The 21,606-nt window shown below is 64.2% G+C and carries 25 protein-coding genes; 10 read left to right on the top strand and 15 right to left on the bottom strand.

Annotated features, from left to right (window positions below; genetic code table 11):
• Positions 1-103 precede the first annotated feature (103 nt).
• The 4 genes from JN280_RS11480 to JN280_RS11465 are packed head-to-tail and all read left to right on the top strand — an operon-like array spanning position 104 to position 4,810.
• Positions 104-1,723, top strand: coding sequence for a phytoene desaturase family protein (locus JN280_RS11480; protein WP_202312268.1), 1,620 nt, complete (start codon positions 104-106; stop codon positions 1,721-1,723).
• The gene (locus JN280_RS11475; RefSeq protein WP_202312266.1) at positions 1,710-3,293 is read left to right on the top strand and encodes a phytoene desaturase family protein; all 1,584 of its coding nucleotides are present in this window, start codon (positions 1,710-1,712) and stop codon (positions 3,291-3,293) included. The genes JN280_RS11480 and JN280_RS11475 overlap by 14 nt, the downstream gene beginning before the upstream one ends.
• Positions 3,294-3,351: 58 nt before the next feature.
• Positions 3,352-4,554: an aminomethyltransferase family protein gene (locus JN280_RS11470; protein ID WP_446720843.1), complete on the top strand. Its 1,203-nt coding sequence runs from the start codon at positions 3,352-3,354 to the stop codon at positions 4,552-4,554.
• Positions 4,555-4,561: 7 nt separating this feature from the next.
• Positions 4,562-4,810, top strand: a complete 249-nt coding sequence (locus JN280_RS11465) for a hypothetical protein (protein ID WP_202312265.1) — start codon at positions 4,562-4,564, stop codon at positions 4,808-4,810.
• 95 nt (positions 4,811-4,905) lie between these two features.
• On the opposite strand, the gene JN280_RS11460 is transcribed toward JN280_RS11465, so the two are convergent.
• From JN280_RS11460 to JN280_RS11420, 9 genes are all read right to left on the bottom strand, one after another.
• Positions 4,906-5,982, bottom strand: a complete 1,077-nt coding sequence (locus JN280_RS11460) for a dipeptidase (protein WP_202312264.1) — start codon at positions 5,980-5,982, stop codon at positions 4,906-4,908.
• A gap of 228 nt (positions 5,983-6,210) precedes the next feature.
• Complete coding sequence (locus tag JN280_RS11455; protein ID WP_202312263.1) at positions 6,211-6,513, bottom strand: GNAT family N-acetyltransferase; 303 nt, start codon at positions 6,511-6,513, stop codon at positions 6,211-6,213.
• A 2-nt stretch (positions 6,514-6,515) separates the two neighbouring features.
• Positions 6,516-6,815 (bottom strand): GNAT family N-acetyltransferase, encoded by a 300-nt coding sequence (locus JN280_RS11450; protein WP_202312262.1) that lies wholly within the window; start codon positions 6,813-6,815, stop codon positions 6,516-6,518.
• Positions 6,812-7,447 (bottom strand): alpha/beta hydrolase, encoded by a 636-nt coding sequence (locus JN280_RS11445; RefSeq protein ID WP_202312261.1) that lies wholly within the window; start codon positions 7,445-7,447, stop codon positions 6,812-6,814. Before JN280_RS11445 ends, JN280_RS11450 begins: the two co-directional genes overlap by 4 nt.
• Before the next feature lie 7 nt (positions 7,448-7,454).
• A complete protein-coding gene (locus tag JN280_RS11440) occupies positions 7,455-8,384 on the bottom strand; it encodes a VOC family protein (protein ID WP_202312260.1) in 930 nt (309 codons plus the stop codon).
• Between the two features lie 227 nt (positions 8,385-8,611).
• Positions 8,612-9,559, bottom strand: coding sequence for a PRC-barrel domain-containing protein (locus tag JN280_RS11435; protein WP_202312259.1), 948 nt, complete (start codon positions 9,557-9,559; stop codon positions 8,612-8,614).
• Positions 9,560-9,951: 392 nt separating this feature from the next.
• On the bottom strand, positions 9,952-10,329 hold the full coding sequence (locus JN280_RS11430; protein WP_244743229.1) for a hypothetical protein: 378 nt from the start codon (positions 10,327-10,329) through the stop codon (positions 9,952-9,954).
• Between the two features lie 72 nt (positions 10,330-10,401).
• Positions 10,402-10,740 carry a DUF883 family protein gene (locus JN280_RS11425; RefSeq protein WP_202312255.1) on the bottom strand — a complete coding sequence of 113 codons (339 nt, stop codon included), beginning with the start codon at positions 10,738-10,740 and terminating at the stop codon, positions 10,402-10,404.
• Positions 10,741-10,874: 134 nt separating this feature from the next.
• Positions 10,875-11,624, bottom strand: a complete 750-nt coding sequence (locus JN280_RS11420; RefSeq protein WP_202312253.1) for a Crp/Fnr family transcriptional regulator — start codon at positions 11,622-11,624, stop codon at positions 10,875-10,877.
• 184 nt (positions 11,625-11,808) lie between these two features.
• Here JN280_RS11420 and JN280_RS11415 point away from each other — a divergent pair, with 184 nt between their 5' ends.
• Complete coding sequence (locus tag JN280_RS11415; protein WP_244743226.1) at positions 11,809-12,195, top strand: response regulator; 387 nt, start codon at positions 11,809-11,811, stop codon at positions 12,193-12,195.
• Here JN280_RS11415 and JN280_RS11410 read toward each other — a convergent pair.
• Both JN280_RS11410 and JN280_RS11405 read right to left on the bottom strand, forming a co-directional pair.
• The gene (locus JN280_RS11410; RefSeq protein WP_202312251.1) at positions 12,181-12,729 is read right to left on the bottom strand and encodes a sigma-70 family RNA polymerase sigma factor; all 549 of its coding nucleotides are present in this window, start codon (positions 12,727-12,729) and stop codon (positions 12,181-12,183) included. The genes JN280_RS11415 and JN280_RS11410 overlap by 15 nt on opposite strands.
• Positions 12,730-12,735: 6 nt before the next feature.
• Entirely contained in the window at positions 12,736-12,930 is a 195-nt protein-coding gene (locus JN280_RS11405; RefSeq protein WP_202314690.1) for a NepR family anti-sigma factor, read from the bottom strand.
• Between the two features lie 230 nt (positions 12,931-13,160).
• Between JN280_RS11405 and JN280_RS11400 the strand changes: the two genes are divergently transcribed.
• The 5 genes from JN280_RS11400 to JN280_RS11380 all read left to right on the top strand — a co-directional run bounded on the left by JN280_RS11400 (position 13,161) and on the right by JN280_RS11380 (position 16,252).
• The gene (locus JN280_RS11400; protein ID WP_202312250.1) at positions 13,161-13,955 is read left to right on the top strand and encodes a response regulator; all 795 of its coding nucleotides are present in this window, start codon (positions 13,161-13,163) and stop codon (positions 13,953-13,955) included.
• A gap of 120 nt (positions 13,956-14,075) precedes the next feature.
• Entirely contained in the window at positions 14,076-14,243 is a 168-nt protein-coding gene (locus JN280_RS11395; RefSeq protein ID WP_202312248.1) for a DUF1328 domain-containing protein, read from the top strand.
• A 117-nt stretch (positions 14,244-14,360) separates the two neighbouring features.
• Positions 14,361-15,416 carry a PAS domain-containing sensor histidine kinase gene (locus tag JN280_RS11390; RefSeq protein WP_202312246.1) on the top strand — a complete coding sequence of 352 codons (1,056 nt, stop codon included), beginning with the start codon at positions 14,361-14,363 and terminating at the stop codon, positions 15,414-15,416.
• A 193-nt stretch (positions 15,417-15,609) separates the two neighbouring features.
• The gene (locus JN280_RS11385) at positions 15,610-15,936 is read left to right on the top strand and encodes a hypothetical protein (protein ID WP_202312244.1); all 327 of its coding nucleotides are present in this window, start codon (positions 15,610-15,612) and stop codon (positions 15,934-15,936) included.
• A gap of 61 nt (positions 15,937-15,997) precedes the next feature.
• Positions 15,998-16,252 carry a glycine zipper domain-containing protein gene (locus tag JN280_RS11380; RefSeq protein ID WP_202312242.1) on the top strand — a complete coding sequence of 85 codons (255 nt, stop codon included), beginning with the start codon at positions 15,998-16,000 and terminating at the stop codon, positions 16,250-16,252.
• Positions 16,253-16,479: 227 nt separating this feature from the next.
• On the opposite strand, the gene JN280_RS11375 is transcribed toward JN280_RS11380, so the two are convergent.
• From JN280_RS11375 to xylF, 4 genes are all read right to left on the bottom strand, one after another.
• On the bottom strand, positions 16,480-18,090 hold the full coding sequence (locus JN280_RS11375) for a CHASE domain-containing protein (RefSeq protein ID WP_202312240.1): 1,611 nt from the start codon (positions 18,088-18,090) through the stop codon (positions 16,480-16,482).
• Between the two features lie 139 nt (positions 18,091-18,229).
• Positions 18,230-19,021 (bottom strand): ATP-binding cassette domain-containing protein, encoded by a 792-nt coding sequence (locus JN280_RS11370; RefSeq protein ID WP_202312238.1) that lies wholly within the window; start codon positions 19,019-19,021, stop codon positions 18,230-18,232.
• An 11-nt stretch (positions 19,022-19,032) separates the two neighbouring features.
• Positions 19,033-20,349, bottom strand: coding sequence for a sugar ABC transporter permease (locus JN280_RS11365; RefSeq protein ID WP_202312236.1), 1,317 nt, complete (start codon positions 20,347-20,349; stop codon positions 19,033-19,035).
• A gap of 204 nt (positions 20,350-20,553) precedes the next feature.
• Positions 20,554-21,594, bottom strand: coding sequence for a D-xylose ABC transporter substrate-binding protein (xylF, locus tag JN280_RS11360; protein WP_202312234.1), 1,041 nt, complete (start codon positions 21,592-21,594; stop codon positions 20,554-20,556).
• Between the last annotated feature and the right edge of the window lie 12 nt (positions 21,595-21,606).

Raw genomic sequence — 21,606 nt, 5'->3', positions numbered from 1 at the left:
TGCAACATCATTTGTTGAACATTCATTCAAAATAACTGGACAGCGACGCCGACCCCGTGCCAAGTTCGAAGACGAGGGAAATGGAGGCGGAGCGGACGCGGCCATGAAGAGCTGGGACGCCATCGTCATCGGCGCAGGACATAACGGCCTGGTCAATGCCTGCTATCTGCAGCGGGCGGGGCTCGACGTGCTGGTCGTGGAGAAGAACCCCTGGGTCGGCGGCGCGGCGACCAGCCGCGAGTTGTCGCCTGGCTTTCTCTATTCGAACTGCTCCTATGTATGCTCGCTGTTCCGTCCCGAGATCATGCGGGATCTGGAACTCCCCCGCTTCGGGCTGCAGGTGATCCCCTATGAGGGGGGCGCCGTGTTCACCAGGGATGGCGACTATCTCGCCAATTATCGCGACCACGACGCCCATCGCCGGGAGTTCGCGCGCTTCTCTCAGCGGGACGCCGAGGCCTACGACCGCTACGCCCGCGACGTCACGCGGCAATGCCGCTTCATCCAGCCGCTTCTGATGCGCACCGCGCCCGACCCGACCAGCCTGCGCCCCCGCGACATCGGCGAGCTGATCCATCTCGGCCGGAAATTCTCCGGGCTGAGCGCCGAGGAGATGGCGCTTACCCTGCGTTTCTGGACGATGTCGATCTCGGATTTCCTCGACGAATATTTCGAGACCAACGTCATCAAGGCCAATCTGGCGCTGTCGGGCATCATCGGCACCGCGCTCGGCCCGATGTCGTCGGGCACGGCCTATGTGCTGCTGCACCACTATATGGGTGAGGTCGACGGATCGGTGGGCGCCTGGGGCTTTGCGCGCGGCGGCATGGGCGCGGTGACGAAAGCGCTCGCCGATTCCTTCCGGGCTGCCGGCGGGACGATCCGCGCCGAGGCCGAGGTCGATCACGTCCTCGTCGCGGGCGGCAAGGCGCGCGGCGTCGTGCTGGCCGGCGGCGAGGAGATCCCGGGCAAGCTCGTCGTCTCCAATGCGGATGTGAAGCGCACCTTCCTGAAGCTGGTCGAGACGCGGGAGCTTCCCGAAATCTTCCTTCGGCGGGTGAGGAACTTCAAGATCCGAGGCTCCTCCGGGAAGGTCAACATCGCGCTGGATTCCATGCCCGAATTCCCGGCCCTGCCGGAAGGCTCGCCCTGTGTCCAGGCCGATCTGCATTTCACCGATACGGTGGAACGCATGGAGCGCGCCTATGACGACTGGAAGGCCGGGCGCTGGTCGAACGACCCTTTCCTCGACGTCGTGATCCCGACCACGCTCGACCCGACCATGGCGCCACCGGGCAAACACTTCATGAGCTGCTTCGTCCAATATGCTCCGCCCAAGGTCGAGGGGCGCGACTGGACCGACGCGGATCGCGACGGCTTCGCCGAAAGCGTGATCGCGCAGATCGCGGATTATTCGCCTGGTTTCCGCGACCGCATCGTCCACATGGAAGTGCGCACGCCGCGCGAGATCGAGGCCGAGGTCGGGTTGACGGAAGGCAATATCTTCCAGGGCGAACTGACCTTCGACCAGTTGCTCTTCAACAGGCCGGTTCCAGGCTACGCTCAGTACAGGTCGCCAATCGGCGGTCTCTATATGTGCGGCTCGTCCACCCATCCGGGCGGAGGCGTCATGGGCGCTCCCGGCCGCAACGCCGCCTCGGAGATCCTGCGGGATCTCGCCCGGCCGACCCACCATATGAGCCCCGCCCATGACGTCTTCTGAGGCGGCAGGAAACTGGGATGCGGTGGTGATCGGCGGGGGCCACAACGGCCTCGTCGCGGCGGCGGTGCTCGCCAAGACGGGTCGCAAGGTGCTGGTGCTGGAGGCCGCCGGCGAGGTCGGCGGCGCAGCGCGTACGGAGACTTTCGCGCCGGGCTTCCGTGTCTCCTCGCTCGCTCACATCCTGAACCGGCTCCATCCCGACGTCGTTGCGGCCCTCGACCTGGAAAGGCACGGCCTCGCGATCGACCGGAACGGCGGCGCTCCGACCACCGTGCTTTCCAGGCAAGGCGACACGCTGGTGCTGAACGGCGCCTATGGCGAGAGCCTCGACGGCGCAACGGCTGCCGAAGCCGTGGCGTGGCGGGAACTTCGCGCGCAACTGCTCCGCTATGCCGGCGTACTGAAACCGTTCCTCTCCCGCGCCGCGCCTGATTTCGCGGGCATGCCGCTGACCGAGACGGCCGCGCTCGCCCGCACCGGCCTGGCTCTTCGCCGGCTCGGAAAGGAGGACATGCGCGACTTCCTGCGCATGCTGCTCATGAACGTCACCGACGCGCTGGACGAGCACCTGACGGATGATCGGCTGCGCGGACTGCTCGCCTTCGACGCCGTTCTTGGGTCCCATCTCGGCCCCCGCTCGCCGACCTCGCTGCTCGGTCTCTACTACAGGCTCACCGGCGAAGCGGGCGGAACGTCGGGCGCGCAGCTTCTGCCGAAGGGCGGCATGGGCGCGGTCGTGAAGGCGGTCGCCAGCGCCGCGGCGGCGGCTGGCGTAACGGCGCGCGTTGGCAGCCCGGTGGCGAAGATCCGTGTCGAGAAGGGCCGCGCCGCCGGTGTCACCCTTCAATCGGGCGAGGAAATCCGCACCAAAACAGTCATGTCGGCGATCAATCCCAGGACGACGCTTCTCGAACTGGTCGGTCCGCGCATGCTCGATACCGGCCTGGTGCGAAAGGTGAGCAACATCCGCATGGATGGCAATGTGGCGAAGCTCAATCTCGCGCTCGACAAGGTGCCACGTTTCGCCGGCGTCGACGACGCCGCGGCGCGCGGCAGGATGGTCGTCGCTCCATCCGCCGATCGTGTGGAGAACGCTTTCAATCCTGCGAAATATGGCGCCTTCTCGCCCGAGCCGGTGATGGAGATCATCTTGCCGAGCCTGTCCGATCCGAAGCTCGCGCCCGACGGCGCATGCGTATTGTCGGCCGTGATCCAATATGCCCCGTACCGGCTGAAGGAGGGTTGGGAAGCCGGCAAACCGAAGCTGCTCGACGCGGTGCTGACGGAGATCGAGGCGCATGCTCCCGGACTGAGGCAATCGGTGCTTCATGCCGAATTGCTGACGCCCGACGATATCGAGGCGCGCTATCGCATGCCGGGCGGCCATTGGCATCATGGCGAATTGCAGGCTGATCAGATGCTCATGTCCCGACCGGTCTCCGGCCTCGGACGCTACGACACGCCGATCGACGGCCTGTTCCTCTGCGGAGCCGGCTCGCATCCCGGCGGCGGCGTCTCCGGCGCTCCGGGGCTCAACGCGGCGCGACGCGTCGTCCAGGCGGGAGGTTAAGGTGCATCAGCTGCGCAAGAAGCTCTCCGCCATGCCAGCCCGCAACGGGGCGCTAGCAATGCGCCTCGCCAGGCAGAACCACTTCCGCACACTGCGGCTGCCCTCCCCGTTCCAGCCCAGGCTGGAGGCGCTCGGCAAGCAGGAAGACTGGTACAACTGGGCCGGCTACAAGGCGCCCGGCTCGCTGTGGGACGAGGAACTCGAATATTTCGCCATCCGCAGCCAGGCAGCCGTCTTCGACATCTCGCCGATGGTGAAGTACCGGATCGAGGGCCCCGGTGCCGAAGCCTTCTGCGACCGCCTGACCTTGCGCGACGTGACCCGCCTCGCGCCGGGACGGGTCCACTACACGGCGTGGTGCGACGACCGGGGCCATGTGCTCGACGACGGCACGCTGTTCCGGCTTTCCGCGGAACGGTTCCGGCTCTGCTGCCAGGAGCGGCATCTTCCCTGGCTCCTCGACAGCGCGATCGGCTTCGACGTGGCGATCGCGGAGGAGACCGAAGCGATCGCGGCCCTGGCATTGCAGGGTCCGACCTCCTATGCCGTGCTGCGCGACGCCGGCTTCGCCGGTGTCGAGAAACTCAAGCTCTTCGACCTGGCCGATTTCGCCCATGATGCTGGAACGGTGACGATCTCGCGGACGGGCTTCACCGGCGATCTGGGCTACGAACTGTTCGTGCCGGCCGAACGGGCGCTCAGCCTTTGGGATCGGCTGTTCGAGGCGGGACAACTGCACGGCATCCGCGCCATAGGCTACAAGGCGCTCAACCGGGCGCGCATCGAGGCGGGGCTGATCGTCGCCAACAGCGACTTCGTCACCGCCGAACATGCGATCCGTGCCGACCGGCTGCGCATGCCCGACGAGATCGGGCTGGGCTTCATGATCGATTCCAACAAGGGTTATTTCAACGGCCGGCGGGCAATCGAGACGGCACGCGCCCGAAAGACGATGCGGCATATCCTGGTCGGGCTGGAAATCGAGTGCAATGTCCCGGCCGAACATGCGATCGTCTATCATCGCAAGACACGCGAGGTCGGACTGGTGAGCGCCGCCATCTGGTCGCCCACGGCGAAGCGCAACATCGCTCTTGCCAGCCTGACGCGCCCCTACGGCGACGTGATCGTCGGCGACCTCTGGGTCGAGATCTATGCGATGCGCGAACTGCAGTACCAGAAGCTGATGAAACGCGCCAAGGTCGTGCCGCGTCCCTTCGTCAAGCTCGACAGGCGCACCGCAAACCCGCCCGCGGAACGATAGACCAGGCATGGACGAGGACACGGAAGTCGCCGAACAATGGGCGCTGGTCAATACGCCGCTCGGCGAACCCTGGTCGGGTCGCGCCCGCTACGCGGCCGCCATGTTCTTCCACAAGAGAGGCGACATGGATGCGGAGACGCTGGAGGTCTATCGCATCTGCTCTCGTCTCGATCGGGAAGATCCGTTGGCGATCATGCGGGATCGGGGCGTGGGGGCGAGGTGGTTGGAGAGAATGAAGGGAGCGAGTAGCGAATAGCGAGTAGCGAATAGGGGAAGAAAGAGGCGGGGGGCGACGGCCCCGGCCCCACCACTCATTTTTACCCTATTCGCTATTCGCTACTCGCTATTCGCTTATCCAATCGTCCTTTCCAGAACGCTCAGCCAGTTCCGCCACGCGATCTTCTCGATCAGCTCGCGGCCATAGCCGCGGGCGGCGAAGGCTTGGAGAAGCCGGGGCAGACCCGCGACGTCGCCGATGACCGAAGGGATGAGGGCGCCGTCGAAGTCGGAACCAAGGCCGACGCCGTCCTCGCCCAGCGCCTCGAGCATGGCATCGACATGGCGCACCATGATGTCGAGATCGGTGTTGGCATCCATCCGGCCGTCGGGACGGAGGAAGCCGGTGGCGAAATTGAGCCCGACCATACCTCGGCTCTCGCGGATGGCCCCGAGCTGCCAGGCCGTCAGGTTGCGCGCATGCTCGCAGATCGCATGCACGTTTGAATGCGTGGCGACGAGCGGCGCGTCGCTGATCGCCGCGACGTCACGAAAGCCCTTCTCGTTGAGATGCGAAAGATCGATCAGGATCTTCAGACGGTTGCAGGCTCGGACGAGGGCCTTGCCGGCCTCCGTCAGTCCGGGCCCCGTATCCGGCGAGGCAGGAAAGCGGAAAGGCACGCCGTGGCCGAAGGCGTTCGGCCGGCTCCACACGATGCCGAGCGAGCGCAGGCCTGCCGCGTGGAGCACATCAAGCAGGACGAGATCGGTGTCGATCGCCTCGACGCCTTCGATATGGAACACCGCAGCCAGCGATCCGCGCGCCATCGCATCGCGAATCTCTCCGGCGCTGCGGCAGACGGAAAGCGCGCCGGCCCGCTCGAGCCTGAAAAGGATCGAAGCCATCGCCAGCGTGGAGGAAAGCGCGTCGCTGCGGTCGAGCTCGGGCGGCAGCGGCATGTCGTAGCTTTTGGCCTTCATGCTGGCATCGAGGTCGACATTCTTCACCGGCGGCGGGAACATCGCGAACATGCCGCCGGCGAAACCGCCCTCCCTGGCGCGCGGCAGATCGATATGCCCGCCCGCCCTGCCCTCGATAAACAAGGTCTCGGCCTTAGCCGAACCCGAGGTTTCGGCCTTGGCCGAACCGGCATTCAACAGCCGGAGCAGCACATCGTTGTGGCCGTCGAAGACGGGGATCTTGTCTGTCATGGGATCGACCTGGGTTTGTTTGGACGGGTGCCGGACAACGGCGGGACGCAATCTTTTAGGCATGACCGGCGGTTTGCGCAAACCGGTTCCGGATCTTTGTCTTGACGAGGGGCACGGCCGCGACGGATCGCGCTGCTCGACGAACTGCCGCGCAACACGATGGGCAAGGTGCAGAAGAACGTGCTGCGCGAACGCTACAAGGATTTGTTCAAGGGTAGAACCGGAAGGTCAAGCCTTCAGCAGGTCATCCCACGCCGGACTGTGACGCTTGAACTCGTCGGCCACGAACCAGCAGGTCGGCGTTATCTTGTTGCCCGCCGCCCGTGCATCCGCCACCAGCCGCTCGACCAGGGCTTCCGCGACCCCATCGCCCCCATAGGGCACCGGGACGAAGGTGTGATCGGCGATTATGTGGCCGGAGGCCGCCTTGACAAAGGTCAGCCGCGATTCCTCGCCATTGGGCATGAAAAGGAAATAGCGGCCGCCTTTCGCCGTCTCCTCGAACTGGAAGGTCGATGCGATGTCGGCCATGGTCAATGCTTCAGCACGTCGGCCCATTCCGGGTGGCGCCGGAACTGGGCATTGGCGAAGGGGCAGAGCGGGATGATGGTCTTGGCCGCGGCGCGGGCGTCTTCCACCGCCCGCGTCACGAGCTTCAGGCCGATGCCCTGGCCGCGAAACGCGTCGGGCACCTCGGTGTGGTCGATGATGAGCTGATGGTCGCCAGCCTTGGTGAAGGTCATTTCGGCCACCGAGCCGTCAGGCCCCGTGACGAAATACCGACCCTTCGTACCACGGTCCTCGACCTGTATCTCAGACGCCTGCTCGGTCATGCCGTTCCTCTTCCTTTCCCGTCGGTCCAGCGGCCAAGCAACTGCCTGGCCGCCTCGATTTCGGCAGGGCGCAACTCATGACCGCCCTCATGCCATTCAACTGTGACATCAGCCCCGCTCGCGCGCAAATAGGATTCCAGCCGGGACGTCATCTGCGGCGGACAGATCGGATCACGCCGACCGGCCGTCACCAGCATGGCCTTGCCGCTCAGGCTGCCCGCGACCTTGGGATCGAACGGGATCAGGGGATGCATCAGCACCGCGCCGTCGAACAGGTCAGGCGCGGCAAAGACGACGGATGCCAGGATGTTGGCGCCGTTCGAATAGCCGAGGCCGAGCACCGCGGAAGGTTTCCTGGCCTCGATCTGCTTATGTACGAAGGCCTTCATCTTGTCGGTGGCCCGGGCGAGGTCGTCCATGTCGTAGACGCCCTCGCCTGTGCGCCGGAAGAAGCGCGCAGCGCCCATCTCGGAGACGTCGCCTCGCGGCGACACGATGGTCGCGCCGGGCATCAGATCCCTGCCCAGCGAGACGAGTTGGCGCTCGTCGCCGCCCGTCCCGTGAAAGACGAAGAGCAGCGGACTGCCCGGTTTTCCGGGCAGCACGGTGTGGATGTAGCTGTCGTTTTCCATGCGCTTTTCACTCCAGCGGCTGGAGGTGCTGTTCGAGATAGGGCCTCAGATGCGCATGCTGCGACGGCAACTTCAATGTCTCGCCGAGATGCGCGGTATCCTCGTCCCTGTCGAAGCCGGGCTCGTTGGTGGCGACCTCGAACAACACGCCGCCGGGGGTCCGGAAATAGATCGCCCAGAAGTAGTCGCGGTCGATGACAGGCGTCACCTGGTAGCCCGTGTCCATCAGCGCCTTGCGCACCTCGAGCTGACTGGCTCGGTTTTCCACCGCGAAGGCGACGTGATGCACCGAGCCCGCGCCGAGATCGGCGAGCGGCGCGCCGGGTAGGGTCTCGATGTCGACGATATCCGCGCCGTTGCCGTTCTCCACGGCGAAGCGCCTGACATCGCCGGAGGCATCGACCTCCTGATAGCCCATGAACTTCAGCAGTTCGGCGGTCCGGCCCGCATCGCGCAGCCGCATCGAAACCGAGTGGAAGCCACGGATCGCCTCGTCGGACGGCACGCCGCCCTTCGCCCAGGGAGCGCGTTCATCGCCCTTGTCTTCCACGAGAGCGAAACCGTCGCCGTCGGGCCCGTCGAAGGCGAGCCGCTTCTGGCCGAAACTCTCCTCGCGCCTGAGACCGGTGACGCCCTGGCCGGCGAGATGCGTCTCCCAGTAGCCGAGTGTTCCTTCAGGAACGGAAAAGACGGTCGTGCCGACTTCTCCCGTGCCGGGGCGACCCTTGCCGATATTCGGGAACGGAAAATAGGTCATGACCGATCCCGGCGTACCGAATTCATCCGCGTAGTAGAGATGATAGACGTCAGGGGCGTCGAAGTTCACCGTCTTCTTGACCCGGCGCAGGCCTAGCTTCCCGGTGAAGAATTCGTTGTTCTGCCTTGCATCCTTCGCCATCGACGTGACGTGGTGGAGGCCCTTGATCTGGTTCAGCATCCTGCTCTCCTTCGTGTCCGACGCTCCGGCGTCGTCTCATGCCGCACTATGTCTGGAGCGGAACGGCAAATGAAAGAGAGCGTTCTCAGGATGAACCGTTCTCAATTTATGAACAATCTGACAGACATCGTTCACCGCATGGATCACTCGCTATGTCCGGCGATATCCATGGAAAGCTCGAGGAACCCGTCGACCGACGAGTTCCTCGTTGCGGACGAGCGTCACCGTTACCGGGTGACCGTCATGCGCTGGTCGTCACGCTTCTCGGCCCATGTGCTCTCGTCATAGGCAGGGGCCGCGTTCAGCTGCTCCTCGGTGAAATTGGTATAGAGATATTTGTTGCCGTCGGCATCGGTCATGAACACCAGATTGTCCATGCCGATCGCCACCGGCTTCTCTCCGACACCCAGGAAGCCTCCGACATCGACGATCACGGCGTCCACCTTGCCGTTCTGCGTCAGCACCACGTCACCGATCTCGCCCACATTGGCGTCCTCGGCGCCGTAGACGGTGGTGCCCACGAGGTCCTTCTCGGCGCTCAGATCACCGGGCTGCACCTCCTTCAGTTGCGACTTGTCGACGGCAGCCGTCGTCGTCATGTCGGTCTGCGTCGACGGAGCCTGCGCGTCCTGAGCAGGCGCAGGCTTCATCGCGTCATCGGCCGGCGCTGTCGTCGAAGGCGCGTCGGCGGACGGCGCCATCGCGGTCGTGTCGCCCGCAGTGGACGGAGCCGCTGCCGGGTCATAGGCCTTGCGGTCGAAGGCCGGCAGAGCCTCCAGTTCCTCCTTGGTGGCCGTGATCACTATCCAGCGGTCGCCGTCCTTTTCGGCCCAATCCATGTCCGAATAGTCCCAGGCGACGTTTTTCTCGCCGATGCCCAGGAAGCCGCCCACGCCGATCACTACTGCCTCGGCCTTCCCGTCCTGGCCGATGACGATATCGTTCACGTCGCCGATATTCTGGGCGTCGTCGCCGGTACCGTCATATACGGTCTCGCCGATGATATTGGTCGCGATCTGGCCATCCGCCTTCACAGTGGCGGCGGGCATGGCAGGATCGGCCGGTTGGATCTCGGCGGGCGCCTGGGTCGGCGCTGGCTGGGTCGCGTCCTGGGCATAGGCGCCAGTGGCAAGCAGGACGGCGACGGCGGTCGTAGCGAAAAGATGACGGTTCATGATACATTCTCCTTGTGCGAAAGGTCTTGCACCGCCGCGCCTGATCGATCTGTCGCAAGGGAGAACCGGCGCGGCGTCACAATCACCAAACGTCGTGACTCCGGTCAGGTTCCGGTTGCATTCACGGACATTTGCCCGCCAGGGATGACAACGCTGCCGATCGCCTGGAATGTGACCGGTTCCGGCTCTGGGCGCGGACGGAGAGCTATTTCTTTCGCGAGTGCGGCGCGACTCTTCGTGACGTGGACTGCTCGAATCGCTTTCGCCCGCTGCTGAGGCAGCCGGCCGGTCCGACGTTCCGGGGCCATCGAGACGACGAGAGGAAGGCTTGCCTCAAGGGCAAGGCAGAATGGGCCGGTGCTCGCGGCCACGCCGTAGGGAAGAACCCAGGATCACTCGGACGGCTCGTCTCCTTTGTCCGGCGTGGTGTTTTCGCGGTAGATCGCATAAGCGAGCACGGCAAGCACCGGCCAGACGACAGCCGCAATTCCGGCCCGCCCCCGCAGCATCGACGGCAACAGGGATATGGCTGCGGCCGCCGCTATCGAGGCGAGATCGAACGACCGGCGGTCCGCCTCCCTTCGCGATCGGCGGCGGTCCGACAACCCGGATATTCCGATGATGAGCGCGGCGACGAGCAGGAAACCGACGCCGAATCCCGCAGCCGTTTCGACAGCGCCGAAGCGCTCGGCGGCGGCGATATAGCCCGCCGCCACCAGAAAACCGATCCCGACGAGCCCGGCCAGACCTGCCAGGACATAAACAATCATGGCGCGGCGAGCCCGTCGCGCCATGTTGGAAGCCTCACCGGAAATGAATGCGGCGATGACCGAGCCGAGCATTCAGCGGCGCGTCAGCAATGCGAGCATGAAGCCCACTCCAATCGCGACGCCAAGTGACGTCAGCGGCTTCTCGCGAATAGCCTCCTCGAGCCGCGTCTCCAGGTCGCTTGCGCCCGAGCGCACCCTTTCGATCGCCGCTTCGCCTTGCGCCTTCAACTGGTCGACGCCTTCGGACGCAGCACGCCGGGCCGCTCCATAGGAATGCCCGCCCGTCGACTGGAGCTGTTTGGCGAGCTTCGCCAGATCGCTCTTCAGCTGGGCAATATCGGCTTCGAGATCCTGCGAGATCACCCGAGATCCATTGTCGGATTTCCCGCCTTTTTCTGCAGCACTCGGCATGGTTCAACTCCTTGTTTACACGACGCCAAACGCACCGCCGGGACCGATGTTCCACGGGCGGGGAACCGCTGCGTCATGAAAATGGGTTTCGCTGCGGAAGTCCAGTCCGCATTCCTCATGGTCGAGTGCCCCGATCATACAAGCGGCCGACCTTGCATCGACAGCCCTTCCCAACGCGCCACCCTCTTCAACCCCTCGCCGTCGAGAACCGTGCAGCCCCCGTTCCACGCTATGAGCTTGCGGCTCGCCAACTTTCGCAGCGTCTTGTTGGTGTGGACGAGCGACAGCCCGAGCGTGTCGGCGACATGCTGCTGGGTGATGGGGATCTCCGCCGATCCGGCGCTGATCAGGCTGACGCCCCTGGCGCGCTCCAGGAGGAAGGCAATCAGGTAGGCTGCCCGCTCGAGCGCCGTCCGACGGCCCACGCTTAGAAGATTTTCATCGAGCATCTGCTCTTCCCTGGAGGCGATCCACGTGATGTCGTAGGCCAGGCCCGGATGGTTGCGATAGAGTTCCATCAGTCGATCCCGTTCGAAGACGCAAAGCAGCATCGGTGACAACGCCTCGACGGAATGCTGCATCTCGCCCGTGAGGCTGCCCTGGAGGCCGATCAGGTCTCCGGGCATGACGTAGTTGAGGATCTGCCGGCGTCCGTCGGAAAGCAGCTTGTAGCGGAAGCCCCAACCGGACAGCACGGTGTATAGATGAGCACTGTGACTGCCTTCGAGCAGCACCGTAACGCCCTTTTCCACCGCCAGTTCGCCCTTCTTGAAGGTGGCGACGAAGGCCAGTTCCTGCTCTTCGAAATTCCTGAAAACCTTCAGCGGACGCAAAGGGCAGTGTTCACACGGATATTGAAGAGTCGGAATGGCTTGCGGTCCCATCTTCTTCCCTCGTGGCGGATCTGCTTCGCAATCGCGCGACGCGGCGGCTCGCGCGATAGGACCGGCGCCGGGCAACGCCTCACGAAACGAAACGGTTCCGTCATGTCTTTTTTAAATGACACCCCGTGGCAACTCGTCCATGTGTTCATTTTGTAACGGCTTGCCGGATCCGGAGGTTGGAGACTTGGCTGCAGACGCGCTCTCGGGCAAGCGCATCCTGGTGCTGGAAGACGAGTTCCTGATCGCCATGGATGTCGAGCAGTTGTGCCGCGAATGCGGCGCGGACGACATCGTGATCCTGAAAAGCCTCGAAGAGACCGGGGGCGCCGAGGCTGTTGCCAAACGCTTCGACGTCGCGGTCCTTGACCTCATGCTCGAAGGCCAGTCGACTGTCGGCTTCGCCCGGGAACTTCTGCATCTCGGCGTGCCGTTCGTGATCGCGTCCGGATATGGCGACCTGGAAGAGCTTCACAAGGCCGTTCCGGGGGCGCCCGTCGTCAGCAAGCCCTATAGCGGCACCGTCCTCATGGACGTTGTCATCGCCGCGCTCGCCGGGTCACGCCGCATTTGATCCCAGGACCTGCGCAGAAATCGCATCCGGACCATAGTCGGCCTCGCCGGAGATCTCGAGGATTTCCTGCAGCTTCGCGCGCGCCCGGCTGACCCGGCTCTTGATCGTTCCCACCGCGCAGCCGCAGATCTCGGCGGCCTCCTCGTAGGAGAAGCCCGAAGCGCCGATCAGGATGATCGATTCACGCTGATCCTCCGGCAATTGTGCGAGCGCGGAGCGGAAATCCTCCAGGTCGAGCGCGCCATGCTGGCTGGGATGGACCGCCAGGCGGCCGGTCATGACGCCCTCGCTGTCCTGAACCTCGCGACCGCGCTTGCGCATCTGAGAATAGAACTCGTTGCGCAGGATGGTGAACAGCCAGGCCTTCATATTGGTGCCGGGGTGGAAGCTCATATGCTTGTCCCACGCCTTGACCAACGTTTCCTGCACCAGATCGTCGGCCCGGTCGACATTCTGCGACAACGAGACCGCGAAAGCGCGCAGGCTAGGTATCGCGCCGAGCAGATCGTCCTTGAATCCCTGCGATACGGCCATGAGCGATCAACCCTTCTTCTGTTCGGATTCCGCCCTTTCCAGCCGAGCCAGCAGCTGGGTGAGATGGTCAGGCACTTCGTCTGAGAGAAGGCTCTTGTAGTATTCGTCCAATTTCCGGGCTATTTCCGAATTCGCCCCCAGAAGATGTTCGGGCCCATTCGGTTTCGGCCTCGTCTGCCGCGCGCCAGCTGCTTTTGTCATGCCGTCCATTCGCCCTGGTTTGTCATATCCCGTCCCCCCGAATTGCGCACAACCAACGGCCGGCGCCCTGTGTTGAAAGCCGCCGATCTGACCGCGACAACGTCCGGCCGGTGGATTCGTTCCTGTGCTCTGGAACTTTTTGTTGTGGCCGACGTTGAGCACGTCGTATTCGAGCCCGAGAAAGCGACAATTCCTACCGGCCTCAACGGCACCGAGGGAGACCACCGATCATGACGTTGTCAGCGACGATCGCCCCACATCTGCCATTTCTGCGCCGCTTCTCGCGCGCGGTGTCGGGATCGCAAACCAGTGGGGACGCGCTGGTCGCAGCGATGCTGGAGGCGATCATCGCCGATGTCGGCATCTTCCCCGAAGCGTCGAGCGACCGGATCGCACTCTACAAGATCTTCACTCGGCTGTTTTCGTCCATTTCCATCCAGGTGCCGCAGGAGACCCCGGCATCGGCCTGGGAGCAACGCGCCGTCACCAATCTCGCGGCCCTGGCGCCACGCCCGCGCCAGGCCTTTCTGCTCGTCGCCGTGGAAGGTTTTTCGGACAAGGAAGCGGCCGAAGTCCTCGACGTGTCGGAACGCGAGTTCACCGCATTGATCAATCAGGCGAGCAACGAAATCTCGCGTCAGGTCGCGACCGACATATTGGTGATCGAGGACGAGCCGTTGATCGCCATGGACATCGAGGAGATGGTCGAGAGCCTGGGCCACCGCGTCGTCGGCACGGCGCGAACCCACTCCGAGGCTATCGCACTGTTCCAGAAGACCAGTCCGAAAATGGTGCTCGCCGACATCCAGCTGGCCGACGGCAGCTCCGGCATAGACGCAGTCAACGAAATCCTGTCATCGACACCTGTTCCCGTGATCTTCATCACCGCCTTTCCCGAGCGCCTGCTCACCGGCGAGCGGCCCGAGCCGGCCTTCCTCGTCACCAAGCCGTTCAACCCCGAGATGGTGAAAGCCCTGATCAGCCAGGCCCTGTTCTTCGACAGACAAGCCAAGGCCGCGGCCTGACAACACACTGGTCTATGGCGGCCGCGCAATGCACCGGCATCGCCCCCCGCCACTGTTCACACCGGAACGAATATCGACGCGACACGTTCTGCCGTCACGAAACAACATAGGAGAAGGTCGATGCTATACTGGGCCCTGGTCTTCCTTGTCGTCGCCATTATCGCCGGCGCACTGGGCTTCGGCGGCATAGCCGGCACCTCCGCCGGTATCGCGCAGATCCTGTTCTTCATTTTCCTGGCTTTCCTCGTGCTTTCCCTGATTGCGGGACTGTTCCGACGAGCCGGGTGATCCAGCTGTCGACGGGATTTCGGAGTCCGCGCTCAACGGATTTCGACATTCGTCGAACCAACCCTCGCCCGACGCCTGCAACGGACAGGCTCGAGGGATACTGAGGCCCGCACTTGCATGAGCCCTGAAGTCGGAGGAAAAGAAGGAAAAAAACAGGGCGGGAGCGGGTTCGTGAACGTACATCATCCCGAATCGAGCGTCGAACTGGGCCGAAGCCTGCTCCGCGCGCTCAACAACACCGGCATATCCGTCGTCTACCAGGACCCGGAACTCCGGGTGCTTTGGGCGCGCAACGTTCCGCCGTCATGGTCGACCGGCGACCTGTTCGGCGCGACGGACGACCAGTTCCTTCCCGCCTCCGAGGCGCAGCGCCTGATCGGGGCAAAAAAGGCGGTGCTAGAATCGGGTCACCCGCAAAGCCTCGAGATCAGCGTCCCGGCAGACGGCGGCGCCAACTGGTTCAACATCTGGATCGATGCAGACCGCAACGACGGACGTGTCGGCGGCGTTGTCACGACCGCAGTCGATATCACCGAACAGAAGCGCCGTGAGCAGACGCTGCGCACCTTGCTGCGGGAGGTGAGCCACCGGTCGAAGAACCTGCTCGCCATCATACAGAGCGTGGCGACCCAGACCGGCCGCTATTCCGGCACGATCGACGGCTTCCTGACCCGGTTTCGAGGGCGATTGCAGTCACTCGCCTCGTCGCAGGACCTCGTCACCTCCTCGAACTGGCGCGGCGCCGACCTGCATGAACTGGTCGCCGGTCAGGTGAGCCGCTACACGGCCGATCCGCAAAACAGTGTGCGGATCAAAGGGGCCAATCCCTTCCTCAATCCGAATGCGGCGCTGCATATCGGCCTGGCCCTGCACGAACTGGCGGTCAATTCAGTGAGCTACGGCGCGCTGTCGCGCCCGGACGGCCAAGTGACGTTGACGGCACGGATCGTGCCGGCCGACGAAAACGACCTCCCCGGCGACAGAGCGCTGTCCCTGATCTGGAACGAAGACATTCCGCCCAATGGCGGCAATCTCAGGAACAAGCGCTTCGGCAGCGTCGCACTCGAACGCGTGGTGCCGGCCTCTCTCGATGGGATGGCCAGCCTCAAGGTCGGTCCCGAAGTGCTGGAATACAGCCTCCTGGTGCCCGAAGGCAGCTTCGAGATCGAATAGCCCGCCAAAGGGTGCCCAAGGAAGCCCGGCGTTCGACGATCGGAGACGAGGCCCTCTACATTGGGATGACATCGACTTGTCTTCGCGCAGGAAGTCGGGCGCAGCCGGAATCCAACGTAGTAAAAATACAATACCAAAGGCATGGAACTCCTCCCCGCGGAACTCCGTTACTATGGGCGAGAGGAGTTTTGTGATGGAACACATTGCCGCCTTGTTGCTCATAATCGGCTGCTCGGACGATCTGGCGCAATGCAATGAACTTCCGGCACCGGTCACAGTGTTCGAGACGGTGGAGGAGTGCGAAAGCGAAGTACCGAACGCGCTTTCTCTCTTCACCGGGAATCAGCCGCAGATTTTCGCGAAATGCCTGCCCGTCGACCCCGCCATGGAAGAAGAGGATGCGGAACTGACCTGGGATGTTCGGCCGGACGGCACACTGATCGCCTCGATCGGAAGCACCAGCGTCATGGTTGCGACAAATTCGCATCGCACGGAGCAAGGGTACGCCGGACGGGACTGAAACGCAGTTGATGACCGTTCCCGGCTTTCATACGGGGACACCCCTTGCTAGGAGCGGTTATATGAAAAAATTGATTATCGCACTCGTTGCGGCGGCGGCCCTCGCCGGGTGCACGACGGCCGAAAAGACGGCAGTCGGCGGCGCTGCCGTAGGCGCGGCAATCGGCGGCATTGCGAGCGGCACAATCGAGGGCGCCGCCGTCGCCGCAGCGGCTGGTGCCGTGGGTGGTTATCTGCTTGGCCGGGTTGCCGACCGTCCGGGTTATTGCCGCTATCGCGACCGCTCTACCGGCCGCGTCTACATCGACCGCTGCTGATCAGTCGGCGTACCCCGACCCCACGGCAAGCGATGGGGTCGGGAGGTTTCGTGCCGGACCACAAAAAGGCCGCCTGCCCGCCTCCCACCGACCCTTTTACGGACCCAACCTTCTCAAGGGCTCGTCGCAGCTCGTTTGGATTGCGGGAGGCGATCACCTTGAAGCCATGCGTCGCAGCTTCTGAAAATCGGCTCCGATTTTCGCGCCGATACGGCGGGGCCCGAAGCTCAGGATTTGGGTTTGCCGAGCGGCACGGCGATCTCGATCTGCAGGCCGTCCGGGCGATAATGCCGCTGGATCGTTCCGCGGAGTTCACGCGTGATCGTCATGTCGATGAGCTTCGTGCCGAAGCCGGTCCTTTCCGGCTCGCTCACATCGGTGACCCCGCTTTCCGACCATCTCAGATGCAGATGCCGGTTCCTGCCGTCCCTCAATACCTCCCAGGTCACTCTCAATCCCGATACGTCGGCATATTTCAACGTATTGGTCGCGAGTTCGTGGAACGTCAGTCCGAGCGCCTGGGTGGTCGCCTCGTCCAGCCGAACCGACGGGCCGGACATCAGGCCGGGCGGCAGTTCATTGCCGAAGGCCAGGCCGAGCTCGATCGTAAGGAGATCGACGAGATCCGCCTTCTGCCACCGCGCCCGGGTGAGGACGTCCTGCGAGGCGGCCATCGCCTGCAACCGCGCGCCGAACGTCGTGGTGAACTGGCCGATGTCTGACGCGCCAGCCGCCGTCTGACGCGCGATCGCCATGATCCGCGTGATCGAGTTCTTGATCCGATGCTTCATCTCCTGGAGCATCATGTCCTTTTCCAGGAGCGACTTTTCGGTGGCCTGCTGCAAGGCGCGGGCCGCCTCATAGGCCTTGGCCTGGAGCCGGGCGGCCGCGGCTATGGCCGTCGCGAGCAAGAGGCCGAAGGTGCCGAGCATCAGCGGGACGGCAAGCGACGTCGGCGGTTCGAAGGCCGATGTCGGACGGAACACGACAGTCCATTGCCGGCCGCCGACGACCGTCTGACGTGTCACCGGGAGATCGGCACCGTGTACGGTTCCGGGCGGCGCCTCCGTGCGGAACAGCAAATTTCCGTCTTCGGGTGTCCCGACAAAGATTTCAGCCGCGACCGGAAGCAGCGGGGCACGACCGAGTGCGCTGTTGAAGAGTTCGGCCGAGCGGAAGGACGCGAAGAGCAGCCCGATGGTCGCGGCCCCGGGCGGCGCCGTGCCCGACGGCGCGCTGCCGACATTCAGCCGCTTGAAGACCAGGAAGCCGGGGACACCCGGGCCGCCCATCGCCTCGCCGATCTGGACGAGGCCTGTCGCCCACGTGCCTTCGTCGCCCATCGCCTTCTCGATCGCGGCGCGGCGCGCGGGATCGGTGAACATGTCGTAGCCGATACCGGCGATATTCTCGCGAGGTTGGAACAGGGTCACCGGCGTACGCCAGGCCTGGTCGGTGTCGGGCTGGATCGGCAGGATCCGGCCGTGGTCGCGCTCCATATCCCGCACGACGACAGCCTCGTCGCCCGTCTTGACGAGCCGCAGGAAGCCTATACCGCGCAGGCCGGTGAAACTTTTCTCGACATCGAGCGCGTCGAAGAACGTCTTGAAGGCCATGCGCGGCACCTGGCCGTCACGTGCCTGGAAGAGGGCGTGGGTGGCATCGAGCAGCGCAAGATGGATTTCCAGACGTCCCTCGATGCGGTTCAGGGCTTCGTCCGCCGTCCCCTCGAACTTGATCCGCGCCGCTTCGTGGACGGCAAAATAGGCGTAGCCGGCCATCACGAGGCTCGCCAGGGCGACCGAAAGGAACGCCGCGGCTGGGAGAAACCGTCTCAAAAGGCACTATCCCGCATCTGCTTTCACGCACTTATCGGCGACCATGCAATTCAATGCAATCGAAAGCGTCGACGGAGGAAAGGGCCAAGGCGAAGAGCCGCGGCCAGCGTTCTGCCTGATATAGGCGGGGCCCGTGGTCTCAGGCGGCCATCTTGACCGCGCCGGGTCCCGGCATGGCACCGGGTGGACATTTCCCGAGGATGATCATCCCCAGCACTTCGTCCTTGGTGACCTCGCTCGTGCGGGCGGTGCCGACGACCTGGCCGTTCTTCATGACGCAGACCCGATCCGCCAGATCGAACACGTCATGGATATCGTGGCTGATGAGGAAGATGCCTATGCCGTCGGCTTTCAACTGGCGCACCAGTTCGCCGACCTGTGCCGTCTCCTGCGGGCCGAGCGCCGCGGTCGGCTCGTCCATGATCAGGATGCGGGCGTTGAACAGGATGGCACGGGCGATCGCCACCGACTGCCTCTGGCCGCCGGACAGCTTGATGACCGGATCCTTGAATCGCTGGAAGCGCGGATTGAGCCTGCCCATCACCTTGCGCGCTTCCGCTTCCATGGCGACATCGTCGAGCGTACCCCAGGGCGTGCGCAGCTCGCGCCCCAGGAAGAGGTTGGCCGCGGCGTCGACATTGTCAGCCAGCGCGAGCGTCTGATAGATCGTTTCGATCCCGTACTTCTTGGCGTCGCGCGGATTGCCGATCGAGGCTTCCTCGCCATTCACCAGGATGGTCCCGGCGTCGCGCTTATAGGCGCCCGACAGGATCTTGATAAGCGTCGACTTGCCGGCGCCGTTGTGGCCGAGCAGGGCCACCACCTCGCCCGGGAAGAGATCGACGGAAGCATCGTCGACGGCGCGGATGCCGCCGAAGGCGATGGAAATGTTCCTCATGTCGACGAGCGGCGCGCGATCCGTCTGTTCCATTGCCGTGTCTCCTAGTGGATGCGCTTGCGGTAGAGCGTGTCGAGCCAGACCGCGACGACCAGCACAACGCCGACCACGATGTTCTGGAGCGGCGTGTCAACGCCGAGAAGCACCATGCCCGACTGCAGCGACTGCATGAGCAGCGCGCCGAGCATCGCGCCCGCCACCGTCCCCGAGCCGCCGGCGAGCGACGTGCCGCCGATGACGGCCGCGGCGATGACCAGCAATTCATCGAGCGTGCCTTGCGCGTTGGTCGCCGCATTGAGGCGCGCGGTCGAGATGGCGGCACTGACCGCGGCGAGGAAACCCATGACCATGAAGATCTTCATGATAACCCAGCGCGTGTTGATGCCGGCGAGCTCGGCGGCCTCGGGGTTGCCGCCGATGGCGAAGACATAGCGGCCGAAACGGGTGCGCGTGGCGACGAAGGTCATGACGACGCCGGCCGCTATGGCGATCAGCACGGGAATGGCGATGCCGTGGGCGATGAAGGCCCCTTCAGGCACGGGCAGGCCCCGGTCCTCGTAATATCTCCGCACGATGCCAACCGGCCAGGGATAGGAGTTGGCGATCAAGACGGCGCCGAGGATCGCCGCCGAGGTGACGATACCCAGGAAGTATTCCGCCCAGACAGGCCGCAGGGGAAACTTGAAACGCTTGCGCTGGCGCCGGCCGTTGAGGAGCAGCAGGACGGCGGCGATGCAGGCGACGACGCCGAGGGCCCAGCTCGCCGTCGCTCCGATCGAGCCCACGGGTCCGCCGCCCATCAGACGGAAGGTTGCATCCATCGGCGCCACGGTCCGGCCACTCGTCACCCACCAGGCCGCGCCGCGCCAGACGAGCAGCCCGCCCAGCGTTACGATGAAGGCGGGGATGGTCAGATAGGCTATCAGGAAGCCCTGGAAGGCGCCGATCGCGGCCCCGACGACAAGGCCGGCGGCGAGGGCGATCACCCAGATCGAGGGATCGCCGAGCGGTATGCCCATCACCCTCGGCAGGAACTCCGCCTGGGTCACGCCCATGATCATGCCGACGAAGCCGAGCAGCGATCCGACCGACAGGTCGATGTTGCGGGTGACGATGACGAGCACCATGCCGGTGGCCATCACCGCGATCGAGGATGACTGTACCGACAGGTTCCACAGATTGCGCGGCGTAAGAAAAAGGCCGTTCGACAGAATGTGGAAGCCGATCCAGATGATGAGGAGTGCCCCCACCATGCCGAGCATGCGGGTGTCGATTTCGGTCGCTTTCAGAAAGCGCTGGACAGGACCCAGCTCAGCGGCGCGCGCCCGGTCGACGGACGCATTCGTGGTCGCGTCGGTCATGCATACCTCCCGCCGGCCTTCCGTCTGGCGCGGGTGCCGGAACAGTTGCATCCTAACGCATCGGCCCGAAAATCGTACTCGTTTTTCGGACGGCGCGATGCGTCATTTGGTTGTGGCAGGGAGTCCCTTGCGCGTCCAAGCGGACGCTCAACGCTCCAGGAATGCGCCGCGGCCTTCGTCAAGCCGCGGCGCTCGGGTGCAGGGTTATTTGCAGGCCTCGACCGAGCCGGCCGCGACCCCGGCGCAGACCACGTCCTTCGTGACCCAGCCGGCATCGATGACGAGGTTCAGATTGTCTTTGGTGATCGGGATCGGCGTGAGGAACACCGACTTCGTCATATTGCCGCCCGGAGTGGTGAAATCGACGACGCCTGAGATTTCGCTCATCTGCTTGCCGTCGGCGAGTTGTGAGGCGATCTCGGCCGCGGCCTTGCCGAGCTCGCGTGCATCCTTCCATACCGAGACGGTCTGGGTTCCGAGAGCGACGCGGTTGAGCGCCGCATGGTCGCCGTCCTGGCCGGAGACCGGAACCGAGCCGGCGAGGCCCTGCGCGGCGAGCGCGGCGATGGCACCGCCGGCGGTGCCGTCATTTGAAGCCACGACCGCGTCCACCTTGTTGCTGTTGGTGGTCAGGATCTGTTCCATGTTCTTCTGGGCGTTGGCCGGCAGCCAGCCATCCGTATAGGCCTCGCCGACATTCTTGATCTTGCCCGCGTCGACCGCTTCCTTGAGCACCTCCATCTGCCCGGAGAACAGGAAGTCCGCGTTCGGATCGGCCGAAGAACCCTTGATGAAGGCGTAATTGCCTTCCGGCTTGACCTTGAACACCTCGCGCGCCTGCATGCGGCCGACCTCCTTATTGTCGAAGGTCAGGTAAAAGACGTCCTTGTTCTCGATCAGGCGGTCGTAGCCGACCACCGGGATGCCCTCGGCGAGGGCCTTCTCGACGGCCGGGCCGATCGCCGAGGCGTCCTGCGACAGGATGATGAGCGCATTGGCGCCCTGGCTGATCAGGCTCTCCACATCGGTGAGCTGCTTGGCCGCCGAGGACTGCGCATCCGCTGAGATGTATTTGTCGCCGGCTGCCTCGATCGCGGCCTTCATCGCCGCCTCGTCGGTCTTCCACCGCTCCTCCTGGAAATTCGACCAGGAAACGCCGATGATCTTGTCCTTGGCTTCGGCGACCGTGCCGAGCGCGAACGACATGGCGACGCCCGCCAGAATGGCGGCTGTGAATCTCTTCATGATTTCCTCCCT

The organism is Mesorhizobium sp. L-8-10 (assembly GCF_016756635.1).
Lineage (GTDB): Bacteria > Pseudomonadota > Alphaproteobacteria > Rhizobiales > Rhizobiaceae.
Note: the sequence above shows the minus strand (reverse complement) of the source record. Positions and strands in the feature narration are given on the sequence as shown.

Excerpts from the sequence above, each read along its gene's own strand:
- JN280_RS11480 (WP_202312268.1), top strand. The coding sequence starts at position 104 with ATGAAGAGCTGGGACGCCATCGTCATCGGCGCAGGACATAACGGCCTG.
- JN280_RS11475 (WP_202312266.1), top strand. The coding sequence starts at position 1,710 with ATGACGTCTTCTGAGGCGGCAGGAAACTGGGATGCGGTGGTGATCGGC.
- JN280_RS11470 (WP_446720843.1), top strand. The coding sequence starts at position 3,352 with ATGCGCCTCGCCAGGCAGAACCACTTCCGCACACTGCGGCTGCCCTCC.
- JN280_RS11465 (WP_202312265.1), top strand. The coding sequence starts at position 4,562 with ATGGACGAGGACACGGAAGTCGCCGAACAATGGGCGCTGGTCAATACG.
- JN280_RS11460 (WP_202312264.1), bottom strand. The coding sequence starts at position 5,982 with ATGACAGACAAGATCCCCGTCTTCGACGGCCACAACGATGTGCTGCTC.
- JN280_RS11455 (WP_202312263.1), bottom strand. The coding sequence starts at position 6,513 with ATGGCCGACATCGCATCGACCTTCCAGTTCGAGGAGACGGCGAAAGGC.
- JN280_RS11450 (WP_202312262.1), bottom strand. The coding sequence starts at position 6,815 with ATGACCGAGCAGGCGTCTGAGATACAGGTCGAGGACCGTGGTACGAAG.
- JN280_RS11445 (WP_202312261.1), bottom strand. The coding sequence starts at position 7,447 with ATGGAAAACGACAGCTACATCCACACCGTGCTGCCCGGAAAACCGGGC.
- JN280_RS11440 (WP_202312260.1), bottom strand. The coding sequence starts at position 8,384 with ATGCTGAACCAGATCAAGGGCCTCCACCACGTCACGTCGATGGCGAAG.
- JN280_RS11435 (WP_202312259.1), bottom strand. The coding sequence starts at position 9,559 with ATGAACCGTCATCTTTTCGCTACGACCGCCGTCGCCGTCCTGCTTGCC.
- JN280_RS11430 (WP_244743229.1), bottom strand. The coding sequence starts at position 10,329 with ATGATTGTTTATGTCCTGGCAGGTCTGGCCGGGCTCGTCGGGATCGGT.
- JN280_RS11425 (WP_202312255.1), bottom strand. The coding sequence starts at position 10,740 with ATGCCGAGTGCTGCAGAAAAAGGCGGGAAATCCGACAATGGATCTCGG.
- JN280_RS11420 (WP_202312253.1), bottom strand. The coding sequence starts at position 11,624 with ATGGGACCGCAAGCCATTCCGACTCTTCAATATCCGTGTGAACACTGC.
- JN280_RS11410 (WP_202312251.1), bottom strand. The coding sequence starts at position 12,729 with ATGGCCGTATCGCAGGGATTCAAGGACGATCTGCTCGGCGCGATACCT.
- JN280_RS11405 (WP_202314690.1), bottom strand. The coding sequence starts at position 12,930 with ATGACAAAAGCAGCTGGCGCGCGGCAGACGAGGCCGAAACCGAATGGG.
- JN280_RS11400 (WP_202312250.1), top strand. The coding sequence starts at position 13,161 with ATGACGTTGTCAGCGACGATCGCCCCACATCTGCCATTTCTGCGCCGC.
- JN280_RS11395 (WP_202312248.1), top strand. The coding sequence starts at position 14,076 with ATGCTATACTGGGCCCTGGTCTTCCTTGTCGTCGCCATTATCGCCGGC.
- JN280_RS11390 (WP_202312246.1), top strand. The coding sequence starts at position 14,361 with ATGAGCCCTGAAGTCGGAGGAAAAGAAGGAAAAAAACAGGGCGGGAGC.
- JN280_RS11385 (WP_202312244.1), top strand. The coding sequence starts at position 15,610 with ATGGAACACATTGCCGCCTTGTTGCTCATAATCGGCTGCTCGGACGAT.
- JN280_RS11380 (WP_202312242.1), top strand. The coding sequence starts at position 15,998 with ATGAAAAAATTGATTATCGCACTCGTTGCGGCGGCGGCCCTCGCCGGG.
- JN280_RS11370 (WP_202312238.1), bottom strand. The coding sequence starts at position 19,021 with ATGGAACAGACGGATCGCGCGCCGCTCGTCGACATGAGGAACATTTCC.
- JN280_RS11365 (WP_202312236.1), bottom strand. The coding sequence starts at position 20,349 with ATGACCGACGCGACCACGAATGCGTCCGTCGACCGGGCGCGCGCCGCT.
- xylF (WP_202312234.1), bottom strand. The coding sequence starts at position 21,594 with ATGAAGAGATTCACAGCCGCCATTCTGGCGGGCGTCGCCATGTCGTTC.